The 23575-nt window shown below is 41.9% G+C and carries 26 protein-coding genes and 1 pseudogene; 17 read left to right on the top strand and 10 right to left on the bottom strand.

Annotated elements, in window-relative coordinates:
• The first annotated feature begins 1 nt into the window (after window position 1).
• From V7K85_RS02060 to V7K85_RS02045, 4 genes are all read left to right on the top strand, one after another.
• Entirely contained in the window at window positions 2-1504 is a 1503-nt protein-coding gene (locus tag V7K85_RS02060) for a DnaJ domain-containing protein (RefSeq protein ID WP_334811002.1), read from the top strand.
• Window positions 1505-2037: 533 nt separating this feature from the next.
• A complete protein-coding gene (locus tag V7K85_RS02055) occupies window positions 2038-3489 on the top strand; it encodes a glycoside hydrolase 100 family protein (protein WP_334811089.1) in 1452 nt (483 codons plus the stop codon).
• A 448-nt stretch (window positions 3490-3937) separates the two neighbouring features.
• Window positions 3938-5440, top strand: coding sequence for a 16S rRNA (cytosine(967)-C(5))-methyltransferase RsmB (gene rsmB, locus V7K85_RS02050; RefSeq protein WP_334811088.1), 1503 nt, complete (start codon window positions 3938-3940; stop codon window positions 5438-5440).
• A 57-nt stretch (window positions 5441-5497) separates the two neighbouring features.
• Window positions 5498-5920: a tellurite resistance TerB family protein gene (locus V7K85_RS02045; protein WP_334811001.1), complete on the top strand. Its 423-nt coding sequence runs from the start codon at window positions 5498-5500 to the stop codon at window positions 5918-5920.
• Between the two features lie 7 nt (window positions 5921-5927).
• On the opposite strand, the gene V7K85_RS02040 is transcribed toward V7K85_RS02045, so the two are convergent.
• From V7K85_RS02040 to V7K85_RS02030, 3 genes are all read right to left on the bottom strand, one after another.
• Complete coding sequence (locus V7K85_RS02040) at window positions 5928-6074, bottom strand: hypothetical protein (protein WP_334811000.1); 147 nt, start codon at window positions 6072-6074, stop codon at window positions 5928-5930.
• A 263-nt stretch (window positions 6075-6337) separates the two neighbouring features.
• Window positions 6338-6568, bottom strand: a complete 231-nt coding sequence (psb35, locus tag V7K85_RS02035) for a photosystem II assembly protein Psb35 (protein WP_334810999.1) — start codon at window positions 6566-6568, stop codon at window positions 6338-6340.
• 314 nt (window positions 6569-6882) lie between these two features.
• Window positions 6883-9267: a transglycosylase domain-containing protein gene (locus V7K85_RS02030; protein WP_334810998.1), complete on the bottom strand. Its 2385-nt coding sequence runs from the start codon at window positions 9265-9267 to the stop codon at window positions 6883-6885.
• A 270-nt stretch (window positions 9268-9537) separates the two neighbouring features.
• Here V7K85_RS02030 and folK point away from each other — a divergent pair, with 270 nt between their 5' ends.
• The 4 genes from folK to V7K85_RS02010 all read left to right on the top strand — a co-directional run bounded on the left by folK (window position 9538) and on the right by V7K85_RS02010 (window position 11059).
• The gene (folK, locus tag V7K85_RS02025) at window positions 9538-10053 is read left to right on the top strand and encodes a 2-amino-4-hydroxy-6-hydroxymethyldihydropteridine diphosphokinase (protein ID WP_334810997.1); all 516 of its coding nucleotides are present in this window, start codon (window positions 9538-9540) and stop codon (window positions 10051-10053) included.
• A 68-nt stretch (window positions 10054-10121) separates the two neighbouring features.
• Entirely contained in the window at window positions 10122-10670 is a 549-nt protein-coding gene (locus V7K85_RS02020; RefSeq protein WP_334810996.1) for an NUDIX hydrolase, read from the top strand.
• Between the two features lie 7 nt (window positions 10671-10677).
• A complete protein-coding gene (locus tag V7K85_RS02015) occupies window positions 10678-10842 on the top strand; it encodes a hypothetical protein (protein ID WP_334810995.1) in 165 nt (54 codons plus the stop codon).
• Window positions 10843-10861: 19 nt separating this feature from the next.
• On the top strand, window positions 10862-11059 hold the full coding sequence (locus V7K85_RS02010; RefSeq protein ID WP_334810994.1) for a hypothetical protein: 198 nt from the start codon (window positions 10862-10864) through the stop codon (window positions 11057-11059).
• A gap of 214 nt (window positions 11060-11273) precedes the next feature.
• Here the strand turns inward: V7K85_RS02010 and V7K85_RS02005 are convergent, their stop codons facing one another.
• A complete protein-coding gene (locus V7K85_RS02005) occupies window positions 11274-12599 on the bottom strand; it encodes a calcium-binding protein (protein WP_334810993.1) in 1326 nt (441 codons plus the stop codon).
• Window positions 12600-12839: 240 nt separating this feature from the next.
• Here V7K85_RS02005 and V7K85_RS02000 point away from each other — a divergent pair, with 240 nt between their 5' ends.
• Together V7K85_RS02000 and V7K85_RS01995 are read left to right on the top strand one after the other, a co-directional pair.
• Window positions 12840-13040, top strand: coding sequence for a transposase (locus V7K85_RS02000; protein WP_442940533.1), 201 nt, complete (start codon window positions 12840-12842; stop codon window positions 13038-13040).
• 376 nt (window positions 13041-13416) lie between these two features.
• Window positions 13417-14226: a prohibitin family protein gene (locus V7K85_RS01995; RefSeq protein WP_334810992.1), complete on the top strand. Its 810-nt coding sequence runs from the start codon at window positions 13417-13419 to the stop codon at window positions 14224-14226.
• Window positions 14227-14321: 95 nt separating this feature from the next.
• Here V7K85_RS01995 and V7K85_RS01990 read toward each other — a convergent pair whose 3' ends face one another.
• The 3 genes from V7K85_RS01990 to V7K85_RS01980 form a co-directional block, all read right to left on the bottom strand.
• Window positions 14322-14783 carry a hypothetical protein gene (locus tag V7K85_RS01990; RefSeq protein WP_334810991.1) on the bottom strand — a complete coding sequence of 154 codons (462 nt, stop codon included), beginning with the start codon at window positions 14781-14783 and terminating at the stop codon, window positions 14322-14324.
• Window positions 14784-15131: 348 nt separating this feature from the next.
• A complete protein-coding gene (locus V7K85_RS01985) occupies window positions 15132-15293 on the bottom strand; it encodes a hypothetical protein (RefSeq protein WP_334810990.1) in 162 nt (53 codons plus the stop codon).
• 386 nt (window positions 15294-15679) lie between these two features.
• Window positions 15680-16186, bottom strand: a complete 507-nt coding sequence (locus tag V7K85_RS01980) for a DUF6174 domain-containing protein (RefSeq protein ID WP_334810989.1) — start codon at window positions 16184-16186, stop codon at window positions 15680-15682.
• Window positions 16187-16540: 354 nt separating this feature from the next.
• Between V7K85_RS01980 and V7K85_RS01975 the strand changes: the two genes are divergently transcribed.
• From V7K85_RS01975 to V7K85_RS01945, 7 genes and pseudogenes are all read left to right on the top strand, one after another.
• The gene (locus V7K85_RS01975; RefSeq protein WP_334810988.1) at window positions 16541-16666 is read left to right on the top strand and encodes a hypothetical protein; all 126 of its coding nucleotides are present in this window, start codon (window positions 16541-16543) and stop codon (window positions 16664-16666) included.
• 48 nt (window positions 16667-16714) lie between these two features.
• Window positions 16715-16834 (top strand): annotated as a pseudogene (locus V7K85_RS01970) (IS630 family transposase); the annotation flags it as partial.
• A gap of 389 nt (window positions 16835-17223) precedes the next feature.
• A complete protein-coding gene (locus tag V7K85_RS01965; RefSeq protein WP_334810987.1) occupies window positions 17224-17403 on the top strand; it encodes a hypothetical protein in 180 nt (59 codons plus the stop codon).
• Between the two features lie 228 nt (window positions 17404-17631).
• Window positions 17632-18633, top strand: coding sequence for a helix-turn-helix transcriptional regulator (locus V7K85_RS01960; RefSeq protein ID WP_334810986.1), 1002 nt, complete (start codon window positions 17632-17634; stop codon window positions 18631-18633).
• A 45-nt stretch (window positions 18634-18678) separates the two neighbouring features.
• Window positions 18679-20352, top strand: a complete 1674-nt coding sequence (locus V7K85_RS01955; RefSeq protein WP_334811087.1) for a TonB-dependent receptor domain-containing protein — start codon at window positions 18679-18681, stop codon at window positions 20350-20352.
• A 2-nt stretch (window positions 20353-20354) separates the two neighbouring features.
• Window positions 20355-20528, top strand: a complete 174-nt coding sequence (locus V7K85_RS01950) for a hypothetical protein (RefSeq protein ID WP_334810985.1) — start codon at window positions 20355-20357, stop codon at window positions 20526-20528.
• 604 nt (window positions 20529-21132) lie between these two features.
• The gene (locus V7K85_RS01945) at window positions 21133-21405 is read left to right on the top strand and encodes a hypothetical protein (protein WP_334810984.1); all 273 of its coding nucleotides are present in this window, start codon (window positions 21133-21135) and stop codon (window positions 21403-21405) included.
• 139 nt (window positions 21406-21544) lie between these two features.
• Here V7K85_RS01945 and V7K85_RS01940 read toward each other — a convergent pair whose 3' ends face one another.
• The 3 genes from V7K85_RS01940 to V7K85_RS01930 all read right to left on the bottom strand — a co-directional run bounded on the left by V7K85_RS01940 (window position 21545) and on the right by V7K85_RS01930 (window position 23574).
• Complete coding sequence (locus V7K85_RS01940; RefSeq protein WP_334810983.1) at window positions 21545-22039, bottom strand: DUF6174 domain-containing protein; 495 nt, start codon at window positions 22037-22039, stop codon at window positions 21545-21547.
• 302 nt (window positions 22040-22341) lie between these two features.
• The gene (locus V7K85_RS01935) at window positions 22342-23133 is read right to left on the bottom strand and encodes a phosphatase PAP2 family protein (RefSeq protein ID WP_334810982.1); all 792 of its coding nucleotides are present in this window, start codon (window positions 23131-23133) and stop codon (window positions 22342-22344) included.
• A gap of 279 nt (window positions 23134-23412) precedes the next feature.
• On the bottom strand, window positions 23413-23574 hold the full coding sequence (locus tag V7K85_RS01930) for a hypothetical protein (RefSeq protein ID WP_334810981.1): 162 nt from the start codon (window positions 23572-23574) through the stop codon (window positions 23413-23415).
• Window position 23575: the final 1 nt, after the last annotated feature.

Below are 23575 nucleotides of genomic sequence, written 5' to 3'. Positions count from 1 at the left end.
TATGGGTTTAGTCGCGCCTAAAGTAGGGCTGGCATTTGGTATTGGTGCAGTCCCGATGGCGGGAATTGGTGCAGTGGTGGGACTCGCCGCCTATGGTATTGCCAAACTGTTAGACGAATCGGGAATTAGCGAAACTCCAGCAGAGCTTTTTGAGCGGATGGAAGAGAAAGTTTTGCAGATGGATGCCTATTCAGAAGCAGTGATGGAATTAGAAGCATTTTTATCTGGTGAGGATTTCAACCAAAAATTTGCTGCTTTGGAAGTCGAAGCTGAGTTACAGGCGCTCAAAGCTAAATTAAAGAAAAAATCAAAATTTGTTACCCCTAAACCTTCTACTGGCAATATTGAACCAGAAATAATATCTTCGACAACCCAGTTACCTGAAAGCTGGAGATGTGTACGCACACTCAAGGGTCACTTAGGGGCAGTTAATGCGATCGCTATCAGTCCTGATGGTACTACCTTGGTTAGTGGCAGTGATGACAGACAAGTTTATCTGTGGAACTTGAAAACAGGAAAATGGCTTTACACGTTCTCTGGACAAGCAGAGGCAGTTTTATCTGTTGCTATCAGCCCTGATGGACAACAAATTGCAAGTGGCAGTGTTGACCGCAAAATCAGCAGTTGGCAGATGGACACAAGAAAATTTCACTGGACATTCTTTTATTTAAGTTCTCCCTACAGTCATAATGGTTTTGTTAACTCGGTAACCTACAGTCCTGATGGGGCAATTATTGCCAGTGGTGCTGCCGATAAGACGATTAGAATTTGGGGACGCTACACGGGAACAATAAAACGCACCTTGAATGGACACTCAGATGCGGTTTTGTCTGTCACCATCAGTCCCGATGGTAAAATCCTTGCAAGTGGTAGCGCGGATCAAACTATTAGGCTTTGGGATTTAAAAACTTGGCAACAGCGCTATATTTTCACTGAACATTTGGGAGCTGTGAATACAGTTGTTATTAGTCTTAACAGTCAAACTCTTATTAGTGGTAGCACAGACACCACAATAAAACTGTGGAATCTCCAAACTGGAGAATTACTCTCCACTCTGACTGGACACTCAGCGGCAGTTTTGTCTGTTGCCATCAGCCCCGATGGAAAAACTCTCGCCAGTAGCAGCAAAGACGGGATTATCAAACTTTGGAACCTACATACTGGGGAACTACTACAAAATCTTTCTGGGCGAAATGCCGTTGCTTTCAGTCCTGATGGCAAGACGCTGGTAAGTGGCGGTAATGGCGGAAGCATCAAGATTTGGAGTCAAATCCAAAACTTTGATAAATTTACTCTCGACTCTGTATTATCTGGGGAATGGTGGGAAGTCTTGGGTGTAGATCAGAGTGATAATTTCAATGTTGTTAAACTTGCCTACCTTCGATTGGCAAGACAATATCATCCTGACGTCAACAGTTCTGCAATCGCAAAAGCTTCAATGCAAGGAATTAATCAAGCTTATAAACAATTCCAGGAGCAGTTAAACGCTCACAAATGTCAGTAGGGTAAAATATATAACTCTTCAGAACTATTGACATCTTAACTTTTTCAAGCATTCATCTTGCATATTCTGACAAAAAGTTATAAATTATTAGGTTATAGGGGAATAATCTAACCTCTTAGTGTCAAAAACTAATCTTGCTCAAGTAAATATACTGGAACCAGTTTTCACTTCACACAAACCTTAAACAGCACTGAAGATATGTTTTTGTTTGGTAAAGCAAAGATTCCGGACATGAAAGGGAACAATAAATAATCTAAAAATATATCTTGTGTGATTGTTTTTAATAATCATGTTACTACTTGTGATGAAAAACAGCAACTATAATTCATCAAAAGAAGAATCAATTATAAGCCAATTAACTAGCAACATAGCTGCATAAATGTTAGCAGATTTCTTCCTTGTTAGTTGATTAATTTTTCGGTAAATTATATTTGCTATTCAAAGAATCGTTTTTGTTATGCTGAGAATAGCAAAAATAATAAATGAAGACGCATCTACCACAAATTCACAACCCAAATGGAGTTATTCTGGCGATGCACCTAAACGAATTGGAAACTACTGAAAATTTAAAAGAAGTGGAACAAGCATGGCAAACACTAGAAAAATCAATTCTCTATTATCAAGGCCGCCCCGTTGGTACGGTAGCCGCTTATGATGGATCTGTAGAGGCGCTTAATTATGATCAGTGCTTTGTTCGGGATTTTGTCTCTGCCGGTCTAATTTTTCTGATCAAAGGTAGAACAGATATTGTTCGTAATTTCTTAGAAGAAACCTTAAAGTTACAGCCGAAAGAAAAGGCATTAGATGCCTATAAACCGGGACGAGGATTAATACCAGCTAGCTTTAAAGTTGTATCAGAAAATGGGCAAGAATATTTAGAAGCAGACTTTGGTGAACATGCGATCGCTAGAGTTACACCTGTAGATTCTTGCCTATGGTGGATTATTTTATTACGTGCTTATGTAGTCGCCACAGAAGATTTTTCTTTAGCCTATCAACCTGAATTTCAAAATGGTATCAGGTTAATCATGGAAATCTGCTTGGCGAATCGTTTTGATATGTACCCAACGCTGTTGGTTCCAGATGGTGCTTGTATGATTGACCGTCGGATGGGCATTTATGGGCATCCTCTAGAACTACAAGTTCTTTTTTACACGGCATTGCGTGCATCTCGTGAACTGCTAATTTGTCAAGGAAATTCTGATATTGTTGAAGCCATTGATAACCGATTGCCTCTTTTATGTGCTCATATTCGCCAGCATTATTGGATAGATATTAATCGTTTGAATGCAATTTATCACTTCAAAAGTGAAGAATATGGCAAGGGTGCTGTTAATCTGTTCAACATATATGTAGATTCTGTTCCCTATTATGAATTAGATAAGTGGTTATCAAAAAAAGGTGGTTATTTAGCGGGTAATGTTGGACCGTCACAGCTAGATACTCGCTTCTTTTCACTGGGAAACTTAATGGCAATTATTTCCGACTTAGCCACCGAAGAACAATCACAAGCAATTATGACTCTCATCGAGGAACGATGGGAAGATTTGGTGGGAGATATGCCAATGAAAATTTGTTTCCCAGCTTTGGAACATGAAGAATACAGAATTGTAACTGGATGTGACCCAAAAAATATCCCCTGGTCGTATCATAATGCTGGTAGTTGGCCAGTTTTAATGTGGATGTTAGCAGCTGCGGCTATGAAAACTAACAAAATAAGTCTTGCACAAAAGGCTATTGAAACTGCCCAAGGACGGCTGAGTACAGATGAATGGCCAGAGTATTACGACGGTAAGAAAGGGCGACTGATTGGGAAACAAGCTAGGAAATATCAAACTTGGACAATTACTGGGTTTTTATTAGCAAAAGAACTAATGGCAAACCCCACATATTTACCATTAATCAGCTTTGGGAAATTACCAGCAGAACAGGTTTCTAGAGCATGTGAGCTTGAAATCGCTACTGTAGACCCGTATATGACTTGATAGGGAAGTTATGAGTCATTAGACCTCTTGCATAAGGGACTTCCAAATAAAAAAATACTCAAAAATTAACGAAAAAGCTTTCTCCTCCTCATTTCTCTGTGTTCTCTGTGTCTCTGTGGTAGCCTGCGGCAAGCCGAAGCGTCTACGTTTATTTGGGTAATTTATTTCTTGGAAGTCCCTAAGTTGAATAGACCCCCCTTAATCCCCCCTTATAAAGGGGGGAAACTTGAAATCTTGCGCCCTCCCCAATACATTGGGGAGCCACTGCGTTGGGCGGCTCTGCCGACTTGAAGCAAGTGGCGTGAGGGTTGGGGAGGGGTGATTCAAGGATTTTTGCAAGAGGTCTATTCTATTTTAGATTTTGGATTGAAGGAAAAATCTAAAATCCAAAATCCAAAATCTAAAATTGGCAGAGTTAAAATACAAAAGCCTCCTGACTCATGTTTCCATGACAAACCCCCGTCAACTAGCTTTTATTGCCCTGCGAGATGTTTATAAGGGGGCTTATGCTGATGTTGCCCTAGATAGAGTGCTGCAAAAAGTTAATTTGGCTGATTGCGATCGCCGCTTACTAACAGAATTAGTTTATGGCAGTGTCAGAAGGCAGCGCACTCTTGATAGTCTCATTGATCAACTCGCCAAAAAGAAATCTCATAAACAACCACAAGAACTCCGGATTATTTTACATCTGGGTTTCTACCAACTGCGTTATCAAGAGCGTATCCCCGCCTCAGCTGCTGTTAATACCACCGTCCAACTAGCTAAAGAAAACGGTTTTTCTGGACTCACGGGTTTTGTTAACGGTCTATTACGCCAGTACATCCGCCTTGCAGAGAAGATAAAGGGAGATCCGTTACAACTTCCAGAGAACTTAGTGGAACACTTTGACTTTGCACCCGATCTGGAAAACCTCTCTCCAAACCTCTCCCCTTTTAGGGGAGAGGCTTTGAATTTTCCCCCTTCCCTTGTAGGGAAGGGGGTTGGGGGGTTAGGTTCCGTTCCAGATGACGTTAAAAGTCAGGTGGAACGCTTGGGGATTTTACACAGCTTTCCTGACTGGATGATTCAAGTTTGGTTAGAACAACTGGATTTTGCCGAGACAGAACAACTGTGTGAATGGATGAACCAATCACCAACAATCGACTTGCGTATTAACCCGCTTCGCACTTCAATCGAGGAAGTTGAGGCGGCTTTGCAATCTGTTGGTATTTTGGTGAAGCGTGTTCGTCATTTACCCCAAGCGCTACGACTGATTGGTAGTGCTGGGTCAATTCAAAAACTACCTGGTTTCAAAGAAGGTTGGTGGACTGTACAAGATAGTAGTGCCCAATTGGTAAGTCATTTGCTCGACCCCCAGCCAGGTGAGGTGGTAATTGATGCGTGTGCTGCACCAGGAGGTAAAACAACCCACATCGCTGAATTGATGGCAGATAAGGGAGAAATTTGGGCTTGCGATCGCACTCCTTCTCGTCTTCGCAAACTCCAAGAAAATTCTCAACGGCTGAATTTACAATCTATTCAAATTTACACTGGTGATAGCCGTCATTTTGCCCAATTTAAAAACACCGCAGACCGCGTATTACTGGATGCTCCATGTTCTGGGTTAGGAACCATGCACCGTCATGCTGATGCTCGTTGGCGACAGACACCAGAATCTGTCCGAGAACTTTCGCTGCTGCAAAAAGAATTATTAACACATACATCCACTTTTGTCAAACCGGGTGGTGTACTAGTTTATGCCACCTGTACATTGCATCCAGCAGAAAATGAACAAGTAATTTCGGCATTTTTAGCTAAGTCACCTGATTGGCAAATTGAGTCTCCCAGAGGTCTTGAGTTACCTTATTCTGCTCATACCACGCCTCAAGGTTGGTTTAAAGTCTGGCCCCATCAACAGGACATGGATGGCTTTTTTATGGTGCGCTTAAGAAAAACCAATAATTCCGAGTGAATACTGTTTGGGATTGTACGATTTGATGGAGGCCTGAATCTACCAGAGGAGGCAGCAATGGTTACCGATTCCAATGTGAAAAACTTAGTTAAAATCCTGATTGGAGCAGCCTGGATCGATGGCAGAATCCAGCCAGAAGAACGGCAATATCTGCGCGAAATAGCTCAAGCAAAAGGTTTGGCTAACGATCCAGAAATTAAGCCTTGGCTGTACGAATTAGTTCCTGTACAACCAAAAGAGTGCTATGACTGGGTGCGGGAGTATTTAGGCGATCGCCCCAGTCTTGAAGATTGTGAAAATCTGATTGAAGCCATCAGTGGCTTAATTTATAGCGATGGTGAAGTTGCCGTCGAAGAAGCCAGACTCTTGACCCAATTGCAGGACATGGCCAAGCCGAATGAGTCAACTCAACCAGCTCATACTCTGCTTCTCAAACAAATTCAAAAGCTTTACCGCCGTTGGGTTGAAGTGCAAAACTAACAAGGAGTTATGAGTTATGAGTTGGCAAGACGCGATTCTTCGCGTCTTTTAATGATTTATAAGTATTGGCAATCAAACGAGCGCGAGAAGTCCGAGCGGCAGCTTGGGCCCATAGGGCAGCCTCTTCGAGTCCGCCAGCGTCTAGCTGCGCCAACGCCTGCTGTAGGATGCCCGTTCGCGAACAGCGTCTCCTTTAGGAGAAGGGCTGTAGGGCGAACTGAACTTGTCCCAAAGGAAGACACCAAGGGCGAACGGTGACTTATCACTCATCACTCAGCGAGCAGTTTGAGCTGCGGCCACCGAACTTCTGAGCGCCGGTTGACGGCGCTCAGAAGTTCGGTGGCCGATAAAATCTTGTCCCTTCGCGTAACGTCTCGTAGAGAAGGGGAGACGCCAAGGGCGAACGGTGACTTATCACTACTTTGACTTCGGTTCACCCACACCGGGAGTTTCTTCTTTATCAACTTTGGGCACAAAATTAGGACGCTCTTTGCTTTCCCAACCTGCGGGGCGTTTCGAGTTGTACCAAGCTATTGAACCAATAGTTACAGCAGCAATAAAACCAACGACATACACCAAGGTGAAAGCAAAAGGAAATTGACCACCACCTGTTGCGACTGAATCTGCTGCCTGCATCAATATATGCATGAGTATATTCTCCAAATGTTAAGTAACACTACTTGATACACTATAAAAAGAGCCTATCACTTAACATCCTCCCATAGTTTAGTTTGAGCAACTTAATATTGTACAGGAAAGAGCAGGGGGCTGGGGGAGATCAGGGAGACAAGGAGAATAACCATGCCCCATGACGCCAGTCTAGGAAAGGGGAGCCACTCCGTTGCGGGGTTCCAAGAGTTGTACTCCTACGGAGAAGCAAGCTAGCAAGAGCGTCTCCGACAGGAGAAGGAAGTGGCGTAGAAACCCCTGTAAGAGCGCGCTGGCTTTCCAATGCCCACTGCTCATTGCTGAGAAGGTCTAAGTTTATCCCGCCAGCTAGGCTCTGATGATGAAGAACCGGAACTATTTGGGGGAGACAAAGATCGCCGAGTTCTTCGAGGTGGGGAAGAAGAAGGAGAATCAGATTCTACTCTTTTAGAGCGCCGCCGTGAAGTAGATGATTTTTCAGAAGAGTGATTGGAACTTGATTCTTCGCTGCGATCGCGTCTTCTCCGTCTTGGGGTAGAATTGCTTGATTGCTGTTCTTCTTGAGAATAGCTTCTCCTGCTTCTACGTCTTTTTGATGAACCACTATCCTCAGAATTAGAATTTCTAGAACTTTCCCCTTCTGAGTCATCATCATCAGAAATAGAACGATTCAGCACTTGTTTGGGCTTGATGGACTGGGCTTTGATGGTGCCTTTGCGACCTTCTAACTTGGGTCGTTTGGGAAACTTTTCTACGGGCATCCCCTCTGCCGCTTTTTCCATAAATTCGTGCCAAGTATAAGCGGCGCTACTACTGCTGCCGTCTGTGGGGTGGTTGTCATCGTTACCTAGCCAAACCCCTGTCACCATCTGGGGAATGTAGCCAATAAACCACAAATCACGGGCTTCGTCGGAGGTGCCGGTTTTGCCAGCAACTGGTCTATTATCTAACTGAGCAGCACCACCAGTCCCGGCTTCTACAACGTTGCGTAGCATCCAAGTCATGATGGCGGCACTGTCAGCGTCAAGAGCGCGTTTAGACGTGAAATTAGCTGACCAGATTACTTTGCCTTGGCGGTTGAGAATGCGAGTAATACCATGAGGCTCTGTATGCAATCCTTGGGTGGCAAAACTGCCGTAAGCGCTGGTTAATTCCAGCAAATTCACTTCGTTGGAGCCGAGAGCCAAGGAATAGGTGGGCTTGAGTTCAGATTTTATCCCCATATCATGGGCAAGTTTAATCGTTGGCGTAAATCCCACATCAATCAACACCTTCACCGCAATAATATTGATAGAGCGGGTGAGAGCATCTAGCAAGTTCATTGAGCCGTGGAAGTTTTTACCATAGTTTTTCGGTTCATAGCCATCTACGACAATGGGTGCATCCTCATAGGTATCGTAGGGACTTTTACCGCTAGCGATCGCAGTAGCATATACAAACCCTTTAAATGTCGATCCTGGCTGCCGCTGTGCCTGGGTAACCCGATTAAACTGGTTTTTTCCAAAGTCTTTTCCCCCAATCATTGCCTTAATTTCACCACTGCGGGGGTCAATGGCCACCATTGCTCCTTGCTTAAAGTTTTCCCAGCGTCCTTGATTTCGCAGTGTTTTAGCTACTGCCTCTTCTGCCACCTTTTGCCAAGTCGGATTCAGCGTAGTTTCTACTACTAAACCCCCACTTGTCAGCACGTTAGGAGAAACGTACTTCGGCAATTCTTTTTGGATGTAGCTGGTAAAGTAGGGTGATTCTACTTGTACTCGCTTGGGTAAACTGCTTTTGAGGGTTAGTGGCTCCTGAACTGCTGCCTGCCTTTGCTCTGGTGTAATTACTTTATCTTCTTGCATCCGTAGTAATACCAAGTCTCTCCGCCGTTTCGCAGCTTCAGGATTCTTGTCTGGGGCGTATAAGCTAGGAGCAGGAGCTAATCCAGCAATCGTTGCCATTTGGGCTAAAGAAAGTTCATCTGGCGATTTACTAAAGTATACCCAGGCTGCATCTGCCACACCATAAGCTCCACCTCCCAAATAAACCAGATTCAGGTAACGCTCTAGAATCTGATCTTTGGTTAATTCCTGCTCCATTTTTTGTGCCAGGCGAACTTCCTTGAGTTTGCGCCAGATTGTCTGTTCTTGTTTCAAAAACAGAATCCGTGCTAGCTGTTGGGTGATGGTACTACCACCTTCGACTACACCTTGCGATCGCAAATTATTCAAACTCGCTCTGAGAATCCCTTGAGGATCAACTCCGTTGTGTTGCTTAAACCTTCTATCTTCCGAGGCGATAAAAGCTTTTTTTAAATTATCTGGTATTTGTTCGAGTTTTAGCTGTTGTCTAGTCGCTTCACCTTGTTGTTGTAATATAGTGCCATCAGCAGCTTTGATGGTCAGTGTTTGCTCTCTCAGCACGGCATTCAACTGTGCCTTATCTGGCAAAGTCCGATCTATTAAACTGATGCCGTAGATCAAGGCAACTATCCCACTACCTACACCCAAGCCTGCCCAAAACCAGATGCGACGATAGAGTGGTTTACCGCCAGTTGCCTGATTAGTCCTCATCCTAGATGGGAAAATTTTCATTTTGCTCAGTAACTGCCTCGCCTGCGCCATATATGCTGGTGGTAAGCTCTCATTTGTTCCTCCTTGTCCAGAGTCACTCAAATTAGTTGGTTTTCGCTTGAACCAGGAGGTAAGCTTCCCCACGTCAGTTCCTCGCTCAAAGTAGTAATTATCTAACCACCATCAATCAGCTTGGGGGTTAGCGTACCACCATTGTGTTAGTATAATATCCTATAAATAATTAACTAAATTCACCAGAAAATAATGTTTTTTAGATTTAGTTAATTTAGTGCTGTAAAACTACTGCAATTTTGATAACTACTGGGAATATACAAACTATTGACATTTTCGGGAATAAGTGCCGCAAAGTATCCGCAAATACAGCCCGAAAACGGCTTACTTAAGGAGAGTAGGATGCCTACAGCGAGCTACACCTACGCAAAACCCAGACGAAGCGCCCTTGCCCTTGGTAGTAATATCGGCGATTCACAGACCATTTTAGAAGCAGCTATAGAGACTTTAGCCCAAATGCCAGGTATTCTCTTAGAAGCCAGATCCAATTGGTATCAAACCAAAGCCGTCGGCCCACCACAGCCAGATTACCTAAATGGCTGCGTCACATTGCAGGTAGAAATCCAGGCCCAGCAGTTATTAGAAATTTTGTTAAAAATTGAACAACAATTTGGGCGTGTGCGTCAGGAACGCTGGGGGCCACGAACCCTGGATTTGGATTTGTTATTATATGATGACTTGATTGTGGATACACCAAATCTCCAGATTCCCCATCCGCGAATGCGGGATCGGGCCTTTGTGTTAGTACCATTGGCAGAAATAGCCGCAGATTGGATAGAACCAGTTTCTGGGTGTGTTATTAAAGAACTGCTGAAAGAGGTAGACTGTTCTGATGTACATTTATTCATGGGCAATTAAAATTACCATCCTTAAATGCAGAAGAACACTGATTTTACCTCTGTATTCACAGATAATCAGATTTTACTATGCCATTAGGTAGAGAATTACCACAACTGCTGAAACAACGCTTGTTTTATAAAGGACGCAAATTTGATTTTGAAGTTAATCGCTTGCGTTTGCCGAATAAAGCGGAAGGAGAATGGGAATGTATTCGTCACCCTGGTGGCGCCCTAGCTGTGCCGGTGACGCCAGAGGGTAAACTTGTACTCGTGCGCCAGTATCGTTTTGCAATTCAAGGACGGATATTAGAATTTCCGGCCGGAACTGTAGAACCAAATGAAGATCCCTTAGAGACAATACAGCGTGAAATAGAAGAAGAAACTGGCTATAGTGCCCAAAAATGGGACAAACTAGGCGAATTTTTCCTCGCACCCGGTTATTCTGATGAAATTATTTATGCATTTCTGGCGCGAGATTTAGAAAAGCTAGAGACACCACCACCACAAGATGGAGACGAGGATATCGAAACTGTGTTTTTGACTCCCGAAGAATTAGAGAAAGCTATTCTCGAGGGAGAGCCGGTAGATGCTAAATCAGTTTCTAGCTTTTTTCTGGCGCGTCCATTTTTAGTTTAATACCAATATGCTGCTAGAGTTAGCGATGCCTACGGCGGGCTACGCCTACGCAGATGCCTACGGTGCAGGCTTTGAATATGCTGACGAGATGATTGTTGACAACGATTTGAGTCGATACGTCAAATATCCCCGTTTTCGACTCATTCCTGATAGCTACACCGTGGGAAGGTAAAATAAAGTTCAAAGGCTGGATGAGTGTCAGGGCGGCGATTACTGCGGTGATCCGAAATGACAGGATCATCAAAGTTTTACAAAATTGTATCGCTTTTACCGTGGATGTGGATACAGTAGCTGCGATGTCTACGACGGGCTACGCCTACGCCCTGGCTGCTGGTTCTTGTAGCGAGGAAATTAGACAAGACATTCCCAAGATGAAGATAATTTTTTAAGTAATTAAAGGTTAAAAAAGACCTATATAACAGTAATATTACATAGCTAATTTTCCAGAATACAAGATATAGCTATGACTATTTGCGTCATCCCATACTGCGTAGGCGTAGTCCGCCGCAGGCATCGCTAACTTTAATTCCAATGCTATCCTTTCTCTAACTGCTTACCTCATAGCCCATTACCCAACTGAAAAAGGAATTGAATTAGATTGCCTCAAACAACTTTTGTACCTAACGGTTCAGACTCGAAAACTATATTTTCAATATTCAAGGCGGTTAGCATATAACCATCACGTACAAAAGTTGAACTTCCGTTGCTGTTTTGAATGCTGTAATTGTTAGACGAGCCAAGTAATATTAAAGTATCAAACCCCTTACCACCATCAAGTGTGGCATTGCCATAGCCAACATCAAATATATCATTTCCTTTTCCTCCAGCAATGAGAATATTGCTAATAGAGCCACTTTGATTTGCACTTTCAATGGGATTACCATCTGCATCAAGACTGTCTACCTTCCTGGACTTGAAGTAATCATTACCAATGCCGCCATCGATACTGATAATAGCTACACTTCCGCCTTGTATTCCCACATTAGTTCCGTAGCCAAATATCTTATCGTTGCCTTTGCCTCCATCAATCTGTCCAGACAGGTTGTTAATTCCAACTCCTAAGCTGCTGGAGATACCAATACCAATAATGCTATCGTCACCATCACCGCCATCGATAGTACCGTTGATGGTATCCTCATCTTTCTCACCAAAGATGTTGCTATTGTCAATTCCATAACCGATGACTTTGCCAACGTCAATGCCAGTACCCTTAATCAAATCATTTTCGTTTCCGCCACTAATGTTGCCGCCTATGTTAGTAATGCCAATTGCCTGACTGGCAGTGGTAGTACCGATAATGGAATCATCCCCGTCCCCGCCTCTGATAGCGGACTCAAAGATGTCAATACCGCGTCCAGAGTTGCCGTTGTTATTACCAATGCCAGTGCCTGTAATGGAATCATCTCCCTTTCCAGCATCGATAAGACCACCAGCGTTGAGACCGATGCCAACTCCAACATTGCCACCTTTAACTTCGCAAGTGCCAGTTCCAATGATTTTATCGTTTCCACCCCCGGTGTTGATAACACCGTTAGCTGTGTTAAAGATTCCATAATCAGCGTAGCCGCCTGTACCAATACCGACAACGGAATCATCTCCATTCCCGCTACTAATTATGCCGGAGTTAGCAATACCAGTCGCATCAGTGCTTCTTTCTAAGGAAACCTTTGCGCTACTTGCAATCCCCTTAATTTTGTCGTTTCCGTTCCCGGTTTCAATGATGCCATCATTGGAGATACCTGTAGCGATACCGTTAGTTGAAGTGAGTGCCCCAGTACCAGTGATAGTATCCTTTCCTGAATAAGTGTTAATAATCCCCTCGTTTAAAACTTGAATACCAGTAGCCAAAGTATTAGCCTTCTCTTCCCCTAGCACAGTGTCGGCTTTGCCAGTCCCAATTACATTAGGGGGAACTATAAGTTTAACCATAGTAGTTAGTCTCCTTAATTCTGAATAGTAAATCCGTGTTTGAGTTGTTAGTTATGCGTTTACCTGTTCGGGTAGCCTAACTGAGTCATGCGGTTAAATGCTGCACGAACAGAAATAATGTACCATTTTCTCTGTTCGTGCAACAACGCCTTTAGAGGATGTTTTAAAAGTGAGGGGGTATAGTAAGAAAGCTCACAAGGCTTAAGCTGAAATTTGTAAATACCAACACCTCGTGAGCAAATGACTAAAGCATATCCTAGTAATCTGACATGGGAACAGTGGGTATTGATAGCAGAAGAGTTTCCATCAGCCAAGCTTGGTGGTCGTCCACGTAATGTAGCAATATATGCGGTTGTCAATGCCATTTTCTACGTGCTGTGCCAGGGATGTACGTGGCGAGGTAACCCAAGGGATTTTCCTAGCAAACCGTTCCATCACTAGATGGGGCTTTTTTATGGAGAAAAAGTCGTTCTGATCTGGGTGATGCGATGCCTAATGGGGGCAAACTTACCTTTTCAAATACTACGGTTTTTCGATATCATTACAGTAATTTAGGTAAACATACAGCTACTCTAACCTTCACTATCTCAAAAGTTGGGTAGTAAAGTACACATTGGCGGCTTACCTATATGCCTGTACATTCAACGCATTAACTGCTCAGTCATGGACTTGCTACTTATTGGTAATACTGTTTTGTTACCTTGGCTAGAGTGACATGAAAATTGATTTAGAGCCAAAGTTATAAGAGCATGACGTCAAGAAGCTTACAACTCCTAAATATGTGTCTCTATGCAAGATTCATAAATGTTTCATACAGATGAGAAAAAATACAACTTTTAACAGTGCCGGTAAACTGACTGCTCTTTTGTTCCTGATAACTATCTTTCTCACGCCTTGTGTGATTATAGATGCAGGTGAACGTGGCGTATTGATGAAATTTGGTGAAGTTCAAAACCAGATATTAGGAGAAGGACTTCACTTAATTATTCCTGTAGTCAATACGGTGAAAAAGTTGAGTATTCGAGTTCAAAAGCAGGAAATTTCGGCTGAGGCTTCTTCCAAAGATTTACAAAATGTTTTCACTGATGTAGCTCTCAACTGGCATATTATTCCCCAGGAAGCAAATGCCATTTTTCAGGAAATTGGAGATGAACAAGATGTAGTTATTCGGATTATTAACCCAGCCGTTGAAGAAGTACTAAAAGCAGTAATGGCAAAGTATACTGCTGAAGAAATTATCACTAAACGAGGAGAAGTCAAACATGGAGTAGATGATGCAGTGTCCACACGATTGGGTAGCTATCACGTTGCAGTTGATGATATTTCTCTAGTTCATGTCCATTTTTCCGAACGATTTGGTGAGGCGGTAGAGGCGAAGCAGATTGCTGAACAAGAAGCAAAACAAGCAGAGTTTATCGCGCTAAAAGCAACAAAAGAGGCTGAAGCAAAAGTTAATTTAGCAAAAGGAGAGGCTGAGGCGCACAGATTATTACGTGATGGTTTAACTCCAGAAATTCTCCAAAGGCAAGCAATAGAAAAATGGAATGGGAAGCTGCCATTAATTGTAAGTAAGGAAGCTCCAAAATTGTTGAATTTAAGTGAAATTTTAAAATTTGATGAAAATTGATATTCTTTTTCACGAAATATCTGCTAAATAAAACGTAGGGGCACACATCTGTGCGCCCTAAAACCAATTCCTTTGTAGAAACGTGATAAACTCAATTAACCGTTGGAGAATAAAATTGGAGAATCGAGAATCTTCAACTGGATCAATAGGATAATCAACAGGGTATAAGCTGTTGAAGAAATTAGACCGGTGAATAATTCTTTTTTGAGATTGTGCTCTTGAGGTTCTTTTTGAAAAATGTCCTTAGAACCGAATTGCATCAAGAGAATTCCCACAATATTAGAGAGCCAGTACCCGATAATTGAACAAGGTAGAAGTAATTTTGGGGAAAGTAAACTACATGCATACCCAAAAGCATAAGCTATTGGCAGATTGAATAGTAGGTCATTCCACCAACATAGTGGTGACAACAGATATCCCAGTATGAGAAAAAATCCACCTCTGAGTTTTTTGAAAATGTCTTTTTTGAATTCATCTGGAGTAGATTGTTGTAAGTCCTCCAGAGTTGTGTCTCCTGTTACATTCAACTCTTGACTAACGTTTTGGACGCTTTCCATAAAAACCTACTATTCCTATCGTCTTAGTGTAGTTTAATATATAAACTAAATCAAAGTCTAGTACAGGAGTGATAACATTTTGGTTTTTTGATGCTGAAAATTTTACCAGTGAATAGTTTCAGCAAAATAGTAAAAAGCAAAATTTAGGTTTAACTCAGCTGCAACTTAACAATAACTGATTTCTACCAGAGGCGCATGAATGCGATCGCTTCTTGCAGAATCTGGGTTAATCCTTCAGCATTCGTAACAGGCTAAGACGAAATCAGTTTTGTCAATAGTAATTACGCTATAAATCAGGCGATAATGAAGTATCAAATTAAGCTTCTTACTGAATCGTCAGGGTCAGGGCTATTTCATTCTAACAAGTTGTTTGAGTGTGTCTAAACCAAAAGAGTAAAGTCGTTGGGCCGCCTTGGCGCGATCCCAAGAAAGCCGCGCCAACTGCTGTTTAAACAAGCAGGAGGATAACTGCCAAGAAGATTTTGAGCGATCGCTGCTTCGTCTACGCACTTTTTAAGGTTTGTAATGGGGTGCGATCGCCTCAAAGCAAATGATAAAAATGCGTTGAGTTGATGCTTATATCTTCAGCGAAAGTTGGGTTACTTGCCATAGCAGCGCCGGGTCAAAAAGTTTCATAACGTTTCTCAAAATCGATTCTGCTTCTCTTTAAGATGGTAAGGCTTGTGGCGTTTTCAGAGCTACTTGAATGTCTAAGTTAGGAAATAATCTGATTTCGGTTACTTCTGAAGAATTCTGCTTTTTTAAAGTAAGAGCTTGAAAAAAACGGGCAAAGCACCATTGGCTTTGACCGCATATTGTAATGATTTGTTAGCTCGCACTCGCCAGGACTAGGATACAGACATAATAAGGGCCGCAGCAGATGATCAAAAATAGCTTCATCGATTTATGTATGAACCCTGATGAAGTTCTTCAAAATTGCTAATTGTAGTAAATACACCAGCATCGGCAGCTAGATTACCGATATTAATTTGGGTTGGATAACCAAGTTGTGGGTTGTACACCACAGTTAGTTCGGGTTCTCCACGCTTAATCGTATTCCGAATCAAATTAAAGAGCTTAGGAATTGTACTATATTGTCGTAATAGCTGTGAATTTATTGGCTTACCAGTTTCAGCATTCATGATCGAACTTGTGATGCCGTTACGTACTTCAATGATTAATGGCCCTCTGAATTCGGGAATACAAAAGCAACTATTACTAAGTTTGTAGCGATAGTTGTTAATTTTTTGTCGATTCCACAATCGGTGATTAATTTGAATCTGTGTTAAGTTTGAGCTAGCAATCTCTGTTTGTACTCCATGCGTAGGAGGCACAGACATTACTGGGGCGTTCAAACTCACAGATACTACTAAGATTGCACCAATAGCAATAGGCAAGCGCATGTGAATCCTTTGTTAACGTTTAGTTCTAACTTCAATGTGACTAAACAGGATTCCAGAAAACCTGAGAGCATTTACAGTAATTGAAATAGGCATCACCGCGCCATTCGGTTTTTTGTACGCTCAGAAATTTAGTAAACCTCGACCGAAAAGAGTCGTTGCCCGGTTAAGGCTTGGAAAGTGCGCTCTCACGCTTGGCTTTCAAGTGGAAAGTAAGAAACGCAGTCATCAACGTTTCTTAAACGAACTTCAAGTTGCATCTCTAGGAGATGAAATATCACCTTAGATATACCTTGATGAAAGCATTGCTGTATAAAACTTTTAACCAAGCGCGTACAATTTTCCACTTTTGGCACGGTGATGCCTTACAGTGGCTATCAACGGGCAGCACTGCGGGATGTGGTTGTACAGGAGTCGGGCGATCGCATGGGTAAAATCGCCTGGGCTGACTACCAGAAACTAGGTGCTAAGGTGATGGCATGAAGGATAAGAATAATGTCTTTGCAACTATTAGGCAGCTCGATCTGTGCAATGAGAGAATTTTACTTTTTCTGTCATTCGTTCTCAGTCGTTAAGGTTTTATTCGAGTTTTGTGTCTATAGTAAAATTTTTGACTTTACAAACCTTAAGGAATATAATGTTTTCTCATGAATCATTCCGGCTTACTATATTACCTATTTTACATTGCATAGCAAATTATGATAAATTCGAGAGTTTTTCTGGTTTTGATATTTCTTGGTGCAGTAATTTGTCTTCCTAGCTATGGACTCTTATCAAGGAGCAAGTTTTCAAGAATAGAAGTCCAATCAATTGCTCAAGGTAATCATCAACACTTTATTGACAGAGTTAAAACTACCTTAGATACCCAATTTAATCTGAAGTATGGACAGATAGCTTACCTCCCTACTGAAGATATTGAAATCAAATTTTCAAAAGTTATCTAGGACTCTAGGTGCCCTTCTAATGTAACTTGTATTTGGCAAGGGCAAGTTATTGTTGGATTAGACATCATAAAAAATGGTAAGAAGTTTTCAACATTAATGCTAACCCTTATACCAGGTCGTGATGTTTCACCAATTCAATTTTTTGAGAAATATACGGTGACATTGAGACAGGTTTTGCCTTACCCAAAAAACGGACAGACGATCGTGACCGAAGACTACATTGCTAAAATCGTTGTTGCTAAGGGATTTCCAAGCAATAAAATCCCCAGTGAGTAGAAATTATAATCATTAAAGCTTTTGCCTCCCCTTCACGGTTGCCTACGGTAATGTACTGCACATTCCCGGAAAAGTCAGCAAAACCCAAGATTTATTGCTAGATGCTAAATACTACTCTGTAATAGTGAGATTTTTCTCAAAAATTGATCATAGCTGTCGGTCATCTAACTTGTGTAGGGTTAAAGAAATAGTGAGAATTAATCTCAATAAATTCTAGTTTGATTAATCATGACCATTATTCTTTCAGCACAGTCGCATCAGCAACTCTTTCAAGAAGTGAATGAAACCCGACAAAACAACGACCCCGATGATGAGTTAGATATTACCTACAAGTATCCCCAGGCATTGGGAGAAGGATATTCTCGACGAGTTGAATTGCGACAGAGTTTATTGTTGGAGATTGAGAGCTATCAGCGCCATGATAATTTAATAATACAAAGCATTGACCATCCACATCTCCTAGAGTTTTGGTTTATGCTTTCAGGACAGTGGCGGGAAAGCTCTCTTTGGGCAGTTAATGAGACGGAAGCCGGACAGTACGGTTTTTTCGGCAGTGGTATGGCTATTAAAGGAGAAGATGAGTTTTCACAAGGACGCCAACTTTTGGTGGGTGTGCATTTAGAACCAGAACTGTTGCAGTCCTTTATCGGCAATTCTTCTGGGGAACTACCAAAAGCATTGCAACACTTGATGCGTGAGCCAGAGCAACCTTACCACTTTCGCTCCAACGTCATAACTCCGATGATGCAATATAATGTGCAGCGGATATTGCATTGTCCTTATCAGGGTATCATTAAGCGCATGTACTTGGAAGGCAAAGTGCTGGAACTGTTAGCACTGCTGCTGGAGCAAGAAGCAGAAATTCACATGGGAAGTCGGACACACAGGCCACTAAAGTCGGGAACATTAGAGCCGATTCTCTATGCCAGAGACTTGTTATTGCAACAGATGGACAATCCACCTTCTATTGCAGAACTGGCACGTTTAGTCAAACTCAATGAGTATGCACTTAAGCGCGGATTTCTACAGGTATTCGGCAAGCCCTTGTTTGCTTATCTCCACGATTACCGCTTAGAACAGGCGCGTCAATTGCTGGAAACTGGGGAAATGAAGGTGAGTGAAGTTGCCCAAAAAATCGGCTTTGCTAGTCGGAATCACTTTGCTGCTGCCTTTAGGAAGAAATTTGGCATTAACCCTAAAGAGTACTTGATGCAACGCAAACACTCCTGATAGCGACCAAAAAAAACTCCCGCTAGCGACCAAAACAGCTTTCTTATAGCACTGATAATTTTAGAGACACCTCAAGGTAGTCAACTGCAAGTCACAAATCGCAGTGCTGGCAGCAATTTTATTGCAGATGTATCTGGCGGGCAATTGCGTTTACCGTCGGGTGAAGCTTTCACATTTCGTTCGGAAAAACCGCTTGCGGAAATTGCTGAAATAACAGTAACGAATGTTGATGCAAATACTGTACGGGTGACGGTGGTAGGTGTTGCAGCTATGCCCACGGTTGAGTTATTTGATGATAATGTGGGGCTGGTTTTTGGGATAGCATCTGCTGCAACGGCGACACAGCCACCGCAGCAACCGCAAACGCCTGCTAGTGAAACACCCCAAGAGGAACCAGCAGCGCAGCAGGATGAGCCGATTGAATTGGTGGTGACGGGTGAGCAGGATGGCTATAACGTACCAAATGCGACAACAGCGACAAAAACTGACACCCCGCTACGGGACATTCCCCAATCGATTCAAGTTGTACCCCGGCAGGTGCTGGAAGATCGTAATGTGAGAACTTTAAACGAGTCAGTGGAAACGGTCAGTGGCGTTTCAAATAGTGGAGACTTGAACGGTGCGACTGGCGGAGGCAGATCCATCAGAGGATTTGCTTCGGAAACAAATTTACGCAATGGCTTTTCAGAAGGCAGCGCTTCTTTTGACAACCTCTTGGAACCAGTTGGAACCATTGAGCAAGTGGAAGTTCTCAAAGGACCCGCCTCGGTTCTCTTTGGTGCTCTAGAGCCTGGTGGAATTGTCAACATTGTCACCAAACAACCCTTGAGTGAACCCTATTACAAGCTCGAATTTGAGGCAGGAAATTATGGCTTTTATCAGCCTTTGATTGATTTTTCTGGTCCCTTGACTGCCGATAAAACTGTGCTTTACCGCTTGATCGCCAGCTATCAGGGTGCAAACGGTTTTCAAGAGTTTGTTAACACCGAACTGACCACTGTTGCACCCTCAATCACAGTCAACTTTGGCGATCGGACAAGCCTGAATCTGTACTATGAATACACTCACTTCTTTGCAAATCCTCCTAGAAGTTTTGTTCCGCTCTTGAGCGATGGTAGCTTGCCACCTAAGAGCTTCTACGCCACCTATCCTGATTTCTACTTGAGCGATATTACGACGCAAAAATTTGGCTACACGCTAAAGCATAAATTTAGCGACAACTGGCAGTTTCGGAATAATGTTGCTGTAGTTCTTAATAGTAATACCCGAAATGAAGCTCTTCCTAGCGGAATAGTGGACGATCGCTTCCTAACAGGCTATTCCGCTTATGAGGGTGACATCAAACTTGAAAACTATTTTGGACAAATCGACGTGCTGGGGAAATTTAATACTGGATCGATTTCACACCAACTTTTAGTGGGCTTTGATTTAAACCACTTTTTCACGGATTTTGCATACTTTTCCCCTAGTATTAATAATTTGCCCGATCTCGATATCCTCAACCCAAATTACAATATTCCAAGACCCGAATTTGATTCATTAAATTTTGCTGGTACGACCAAGACTCAATCATACGGAGTCTACCTTCAGAATCAAATTGCCTTTAGTGATAACCTGAAACTCCTGCTTGGTGGTCGCTATGATTGCTTGTCCAATGAAAATGAACCAATAGGATCTGATAAGACGGAACAAAATGATGGTACCAGTTCAAGTATCTGAGTTTGCAAGCTCCTGAAGGTGAACCAATCCATAGTCACTTTCGCTATGGAGATGAAAAATCGAGCTTTCAAACGATGATAAACATGAGCAATGATGCGGAAGATAAGGCGAAATTCAATCCTTGGTGGCCTACTTATTGTGGTGGTGGTAGGACTAGTTGTGGTCAGGACGAATAGCATCAATTCTTGTCAATAACACAAACGCGATCGCTATAGAGCAAAATAGCGATCGCGCTTGTTAATCATTGATGTTTTGGTGTGACTAAGCAATTTTATTGAGTGTGAGGGGATAAATAAAGTTAGATAAATTTTTTTAAAGCCTGTTGTTGACAAGTGCGGTTGTTCTTTTGATCAGCACACCCGTTAAAGCTGAGGAAGTACGATAGGATGTTCAAGAATCCAGTAGAAACTATTCGCCAACTGAACGAAACGGTTTTGAAGAGTTTGTCAACACCAATCTGACCACGATCGCATCCTCAATATGCCTAAAAACCATATCTCTGGTGGGCGTGGGTTTTAATCACTGGCTTTTTAGCTTACGGAACAAAGCCTCTAATGTATACCCATTACCTATCCAAATTCGTTTAATAGGTTTCAAAATTAGAATATATCTTTCTAAATCATAGCACGCGATGAGATCCAACACCGATACTGGAATAGCTAGAGCCTCCTTAGGGTGGGGTGAGTGGTAGCAAAATTTTTATGTTTTTACATATAGTCTGTGTAGAAATTTGAACTAATAATAGCTAAAATAAAAATACTGAGGCATCTTCATAACAAAATGACAGATTTAACTCCAAATAGCACATTTTTAATAGCAGGAATTGTTTTTATAACGATTGCTGTCATCGGGCAATCTAAATTAGGTTTTATTGAAATTAATCCCGGTTGTTTTGGGAGATTTTTGGCTCTATTTATTGGTATTTCGAGCCTATTATATGCTTTGGGATTACTTAATCTTTCAGCCGAAACCCTTGATTTATTAATAACTTCTCTGACAGAACAAATTAAACAAAGCATAGGTTCAATCAATGAACTTATACAAGGATCGTAATGGGTCTGACAAATTGATTTCTGGGTGCATCTGAATACTTTTGGTTAAGGGGAAAAGCTTAAATTTCTCTCTTAACCTTTGAAAATATTACTAATAATACGCAGAACTCTCTATTATATGAATGCCTCGTTAGCTATATTTATTTTATTTGTTGCAGATTCTTAATTGTGAAGAATATTTCATCATCAGTTATTCGACTATCATAATCAATATTAATTTGAGTTGGGTAGCCGATTCTCGGAGCATATTGTACAGTCAGATTTGCCGCTTTCCGAATCAGCGCATTTCTAATGATATTAAAGAGTTTAGTAATTGTATTGTATTTTTGAAACAATTGTGCATCTACTGGTTTACCAGTCTCTTTAGAAGTGATAGAAGTTGTGACACCGTTCCGTACTTCAATAATCACTAGTTCCGTGGCTTTGGGTAAACAATTGCAACTTCTAGTGAATTCATAGCGATAGTTAGGGATTCTTTGCCGTTTCCATAATCGGTAATTAATCTTAAATTCTTCAAAGGTGAAACTAGTAAACGCTGGTGTTTGCGCTACCTGTATAGGAGGTTGAGACATAACAGGTGCATTCAAACCCAAAGACACCAGTAAAATGGCATTAATTGTGATTGGCAAGCGCATATAAATCGATCCTTAATTCCAATTGCTCACTTTAGGGTGGTTCAATCTGATCGCCAAAACAGTGAAATTATTTGTGACACTCACTGACTGTGGTAGTACAGATTTCCGATTCGTTTCGCTATCCCCCCTATTGATCAAGAGGAGAAATGAACCTGATTTTGTGTCCAGAATTTGTATATATAAATCTATCTTATTAGTTATGGACACGGCAACAAGCTTTCATATCGTTTATCATTAAAATCTCTTCGTGTCTGCGTGTCTATGCGTCACCCTAAATATTAAGTCTTTAAGCGAACATAATATCACTCCTCAGTTATCAACTCTCTTTCTTCAGGAAGTAAGGTAGTTTCATCCTCAGGGCGTTCGTCAAAGACGTTGGCGTAGCCATCGCCATCTAGAGATTTGGCTTTAGTTCTATATGGTGTGATAATTAGACTGACACCAATTGTCCAAGCTAATGCAACCATCCAACCCGCAAGAATGTCACTGGGAAAGTGAACCCCCAAATAGAGACGACACCATCCAATAGCGATTACATATAAGCTGCCGAATATCAGAAACAACCAGCGCCAAGGGCTAGCCCAACTTAAGGATAGCAAAATTGCTACCAGTGTTACACTCGTCATGGCATGAGCACTGGGAAATGCAAAACTCGACTCAGGCGCAATCGACTGCCACAACTGTGGACGGACTCGATGCATTAATTCCTTTGCTGTGCGGTTGATAATCACACTTCCCAGTGAGGCGGTGAGTAAATAAGCTAGCGATCGCCAGCGTTTTTGAAGTAGTAATATTAGTGCGATCGCACCCAAAATCGGTATTGCCGTCCAAGGCAATCCAATTATAGCTAGCGTCACTGCTAAAACATCTAACTGTGGGTTTGCTGTAGAATGAACTGCTAACAAAATAGGTACATCCCACGGTAAGCCAGCTTGATTCTGCCATATCTTCACTGTCAGGATTTCAAATACCTGTAAAGGTAAATAAACTCCTATCAACAGGAGTAAGAGCGATCGCCAACGGGCAATCAACAGGTTTCTGAGAAAATAAACAGGCGACTGACTCTCTTTATTGGCTTTTTTCACTTTTTCCATATCTAAATAAAAAAGGCTGATTAACGACTTCACTGATTACAAATTACTGGAATCTTGAATAAAAAAGATAACTATAGCAATCTCGCAGACTAACTAATCAGCGTATACCTTAATTAAATTTTGCTCTCTGCTTCTGCGTCAAATTTACGGCATAAAATTTATCTGATTGTTTGGAGGGCAGTAAATACTTCTACCAAATGAATAGCCAGTTTCTGCATCGATTAATTCCACAATTTTGGCGTTATCAGTGCAGACACTTCTACCTTTAGACATTCTCAACTAACCCTTGACAAAACCAGTCACTATCCACACCATGCGGTTGGTAGAAATCGATGATTTGTACATTCCTGTTTGGGCTGCGAATTCCTCATATATTGTAAGTTTTGCTTCTGCTATTTGCATATTACTAGACTTTTTGAGCGCACCTTCAATCGTAATCAAG

The sequence above is a fragment of the Nostoc sp. genome (genome assembly GCF_036917615.1).
Lineage (GTDB): Bacteria > Cyanobacteriota > Cyanobacteriia > Cyanobacteriales > Nostocaceae > Nostoc.
The sequence above is the reverse complement of the archived record's forward strand: the minus strand, read 5'-3'. Positions and strand labels throughout refer to the sequence as shown.

Excerpts from the sequence above, each read along its gene's own strand:
- V7K85_RS02005 (WP_334810993.1), bottom strand. The coding sequence starts at position 12,599 with ATGGTTAAACTTATAGTTCCCCCTAATGTAATTGGGACTGGCAAAGCC.
- folK (WP_334810997.1), top strand. The coding sequence starts at position 9,538 with ATGCCTACAGCGAGCTACACCTACGCAAAACCCAGACGAAGCGCCCTT.
- V7K85_RS01945 (WP_334810984.1), top strand. The coding sequence starts at position 21,133 with ATGACAGATTTAACTCCAAATAGCACATTTTTAATAGCAGGAATTGTT.
- psb35 (WP_334810999.1), bottom strand. The coding sequence starts at position 6,568 with ATGCATATATTGATGCAGGCAGCAGATTCAGTCGCAACAGGTGGTGGT.
- V7K85_RS01960 (WP_334810986.1), top strand. The coding sequence starts at position 17,632 with ATGACCATTATTCTTTCAGCACAGTCGCATCAGCAACTCTTTCAAGAA.
- V7K85_RS01995 (WP_334810992.1), top strand. The coding sequence starts at position 13,417 with ATGAGAAAAAATACAACTTTTAACAGTGCCGGTAAACTGACTGCTCTT.
- V7K85_RS02010 (WP_334810994.1), top strand. The coding sequence starts at position 10,862 with ATGAGTGTCAGGGCGGCGATTACTGCGGTGATCCGAAATGACAGGATC.
- V7K85_RS01990 (WP_334810991.1), bottom strand. The coding sequence starts at position 14,783 with ATGGAAAGCGTCCAAAACGTTAGTCAAGAGTTGAATGTAACAGGAGAC.
- V7K85_RS02055 (WP_334811089.1), top strand. The coding sequence starts at position 2,038 with ATGCACCTAAACGAATTGGAAACTACTGAAAATTTAAAAGAAGTGGAA.
- V7K85_RS02020 (WP_334810996.1), top strand. The coding sequence starts at position 10,122 with ATGCCATTAGGTAGAGAATTACCACAACTGCTGAAACAACGCTTGTTT.
- V7K85_RS02045 (WP_334811001.1), top strand. The coding sequence starts at position 5,498 with ATGGTTACCGATTCCAATGTGAAAAACTTAGTTAAAATCCTGATTGGA.
- V7K85_RS02015 (WP_334810995.1), top strand. The coding sequence starts at position 10,678 with ATGCTGCTAGAGTTAGCGATGCCTACGGCGGGCTACGCCTACGCAGAT.
- V7K85_RS02000 (WP_442940533.1), top strand. The coding sequence starts at position 12,840 with ATGACTAAAGCATATCCTAGTAATCTGACATGGGAACAGTGGGTATTG.
- rsmB (WP_334811088.1), top strand. The coding sequence starts at position 3,938 with ATGACAAACCCCCGTCAACTAGCTTTTATTGCCCTGCGAGATGTTTAT.
- V7K85_RS01935 (WP_334810982.1), bottom strand. The coding sequence starts at position 23,133 with ATGGAAAAAGTGAAAAAAGCCAATAAAGAGAGTCAGTCGCCTGTTTAT.
- V7K85_RS01940 (WP_334810983.1), bottom strand. The coding sequence starts at position 22,039 with ATGCGCTTGCCAATCACAATTAATGCCATTTTACTGGTGTCTTTGGGT.
- V7K85_RS01980 (WP_334810989.1), bottom strand. The coding sequence starts at position 16,186 with ATGCGCTTGCCTATTGCTATTGGTGCAATCTTAGTAGTATCTGTGAGT.
- V7K85_RS01965 (WP_334810987.1), top strand. The coding sequence starts at position 17,224 with ATGCTAACCCTTATACCAGGTCGTGATGTTTCACCAATTCAATTTTTT.
- V7K85_RS02060 (WP_334811002.1), top strand. The coding sequence starts at position 2 with ATGGGTTTAGTCGCGCCTAAAGTAGGGCTGGCATTTGGTATTGGTGCA.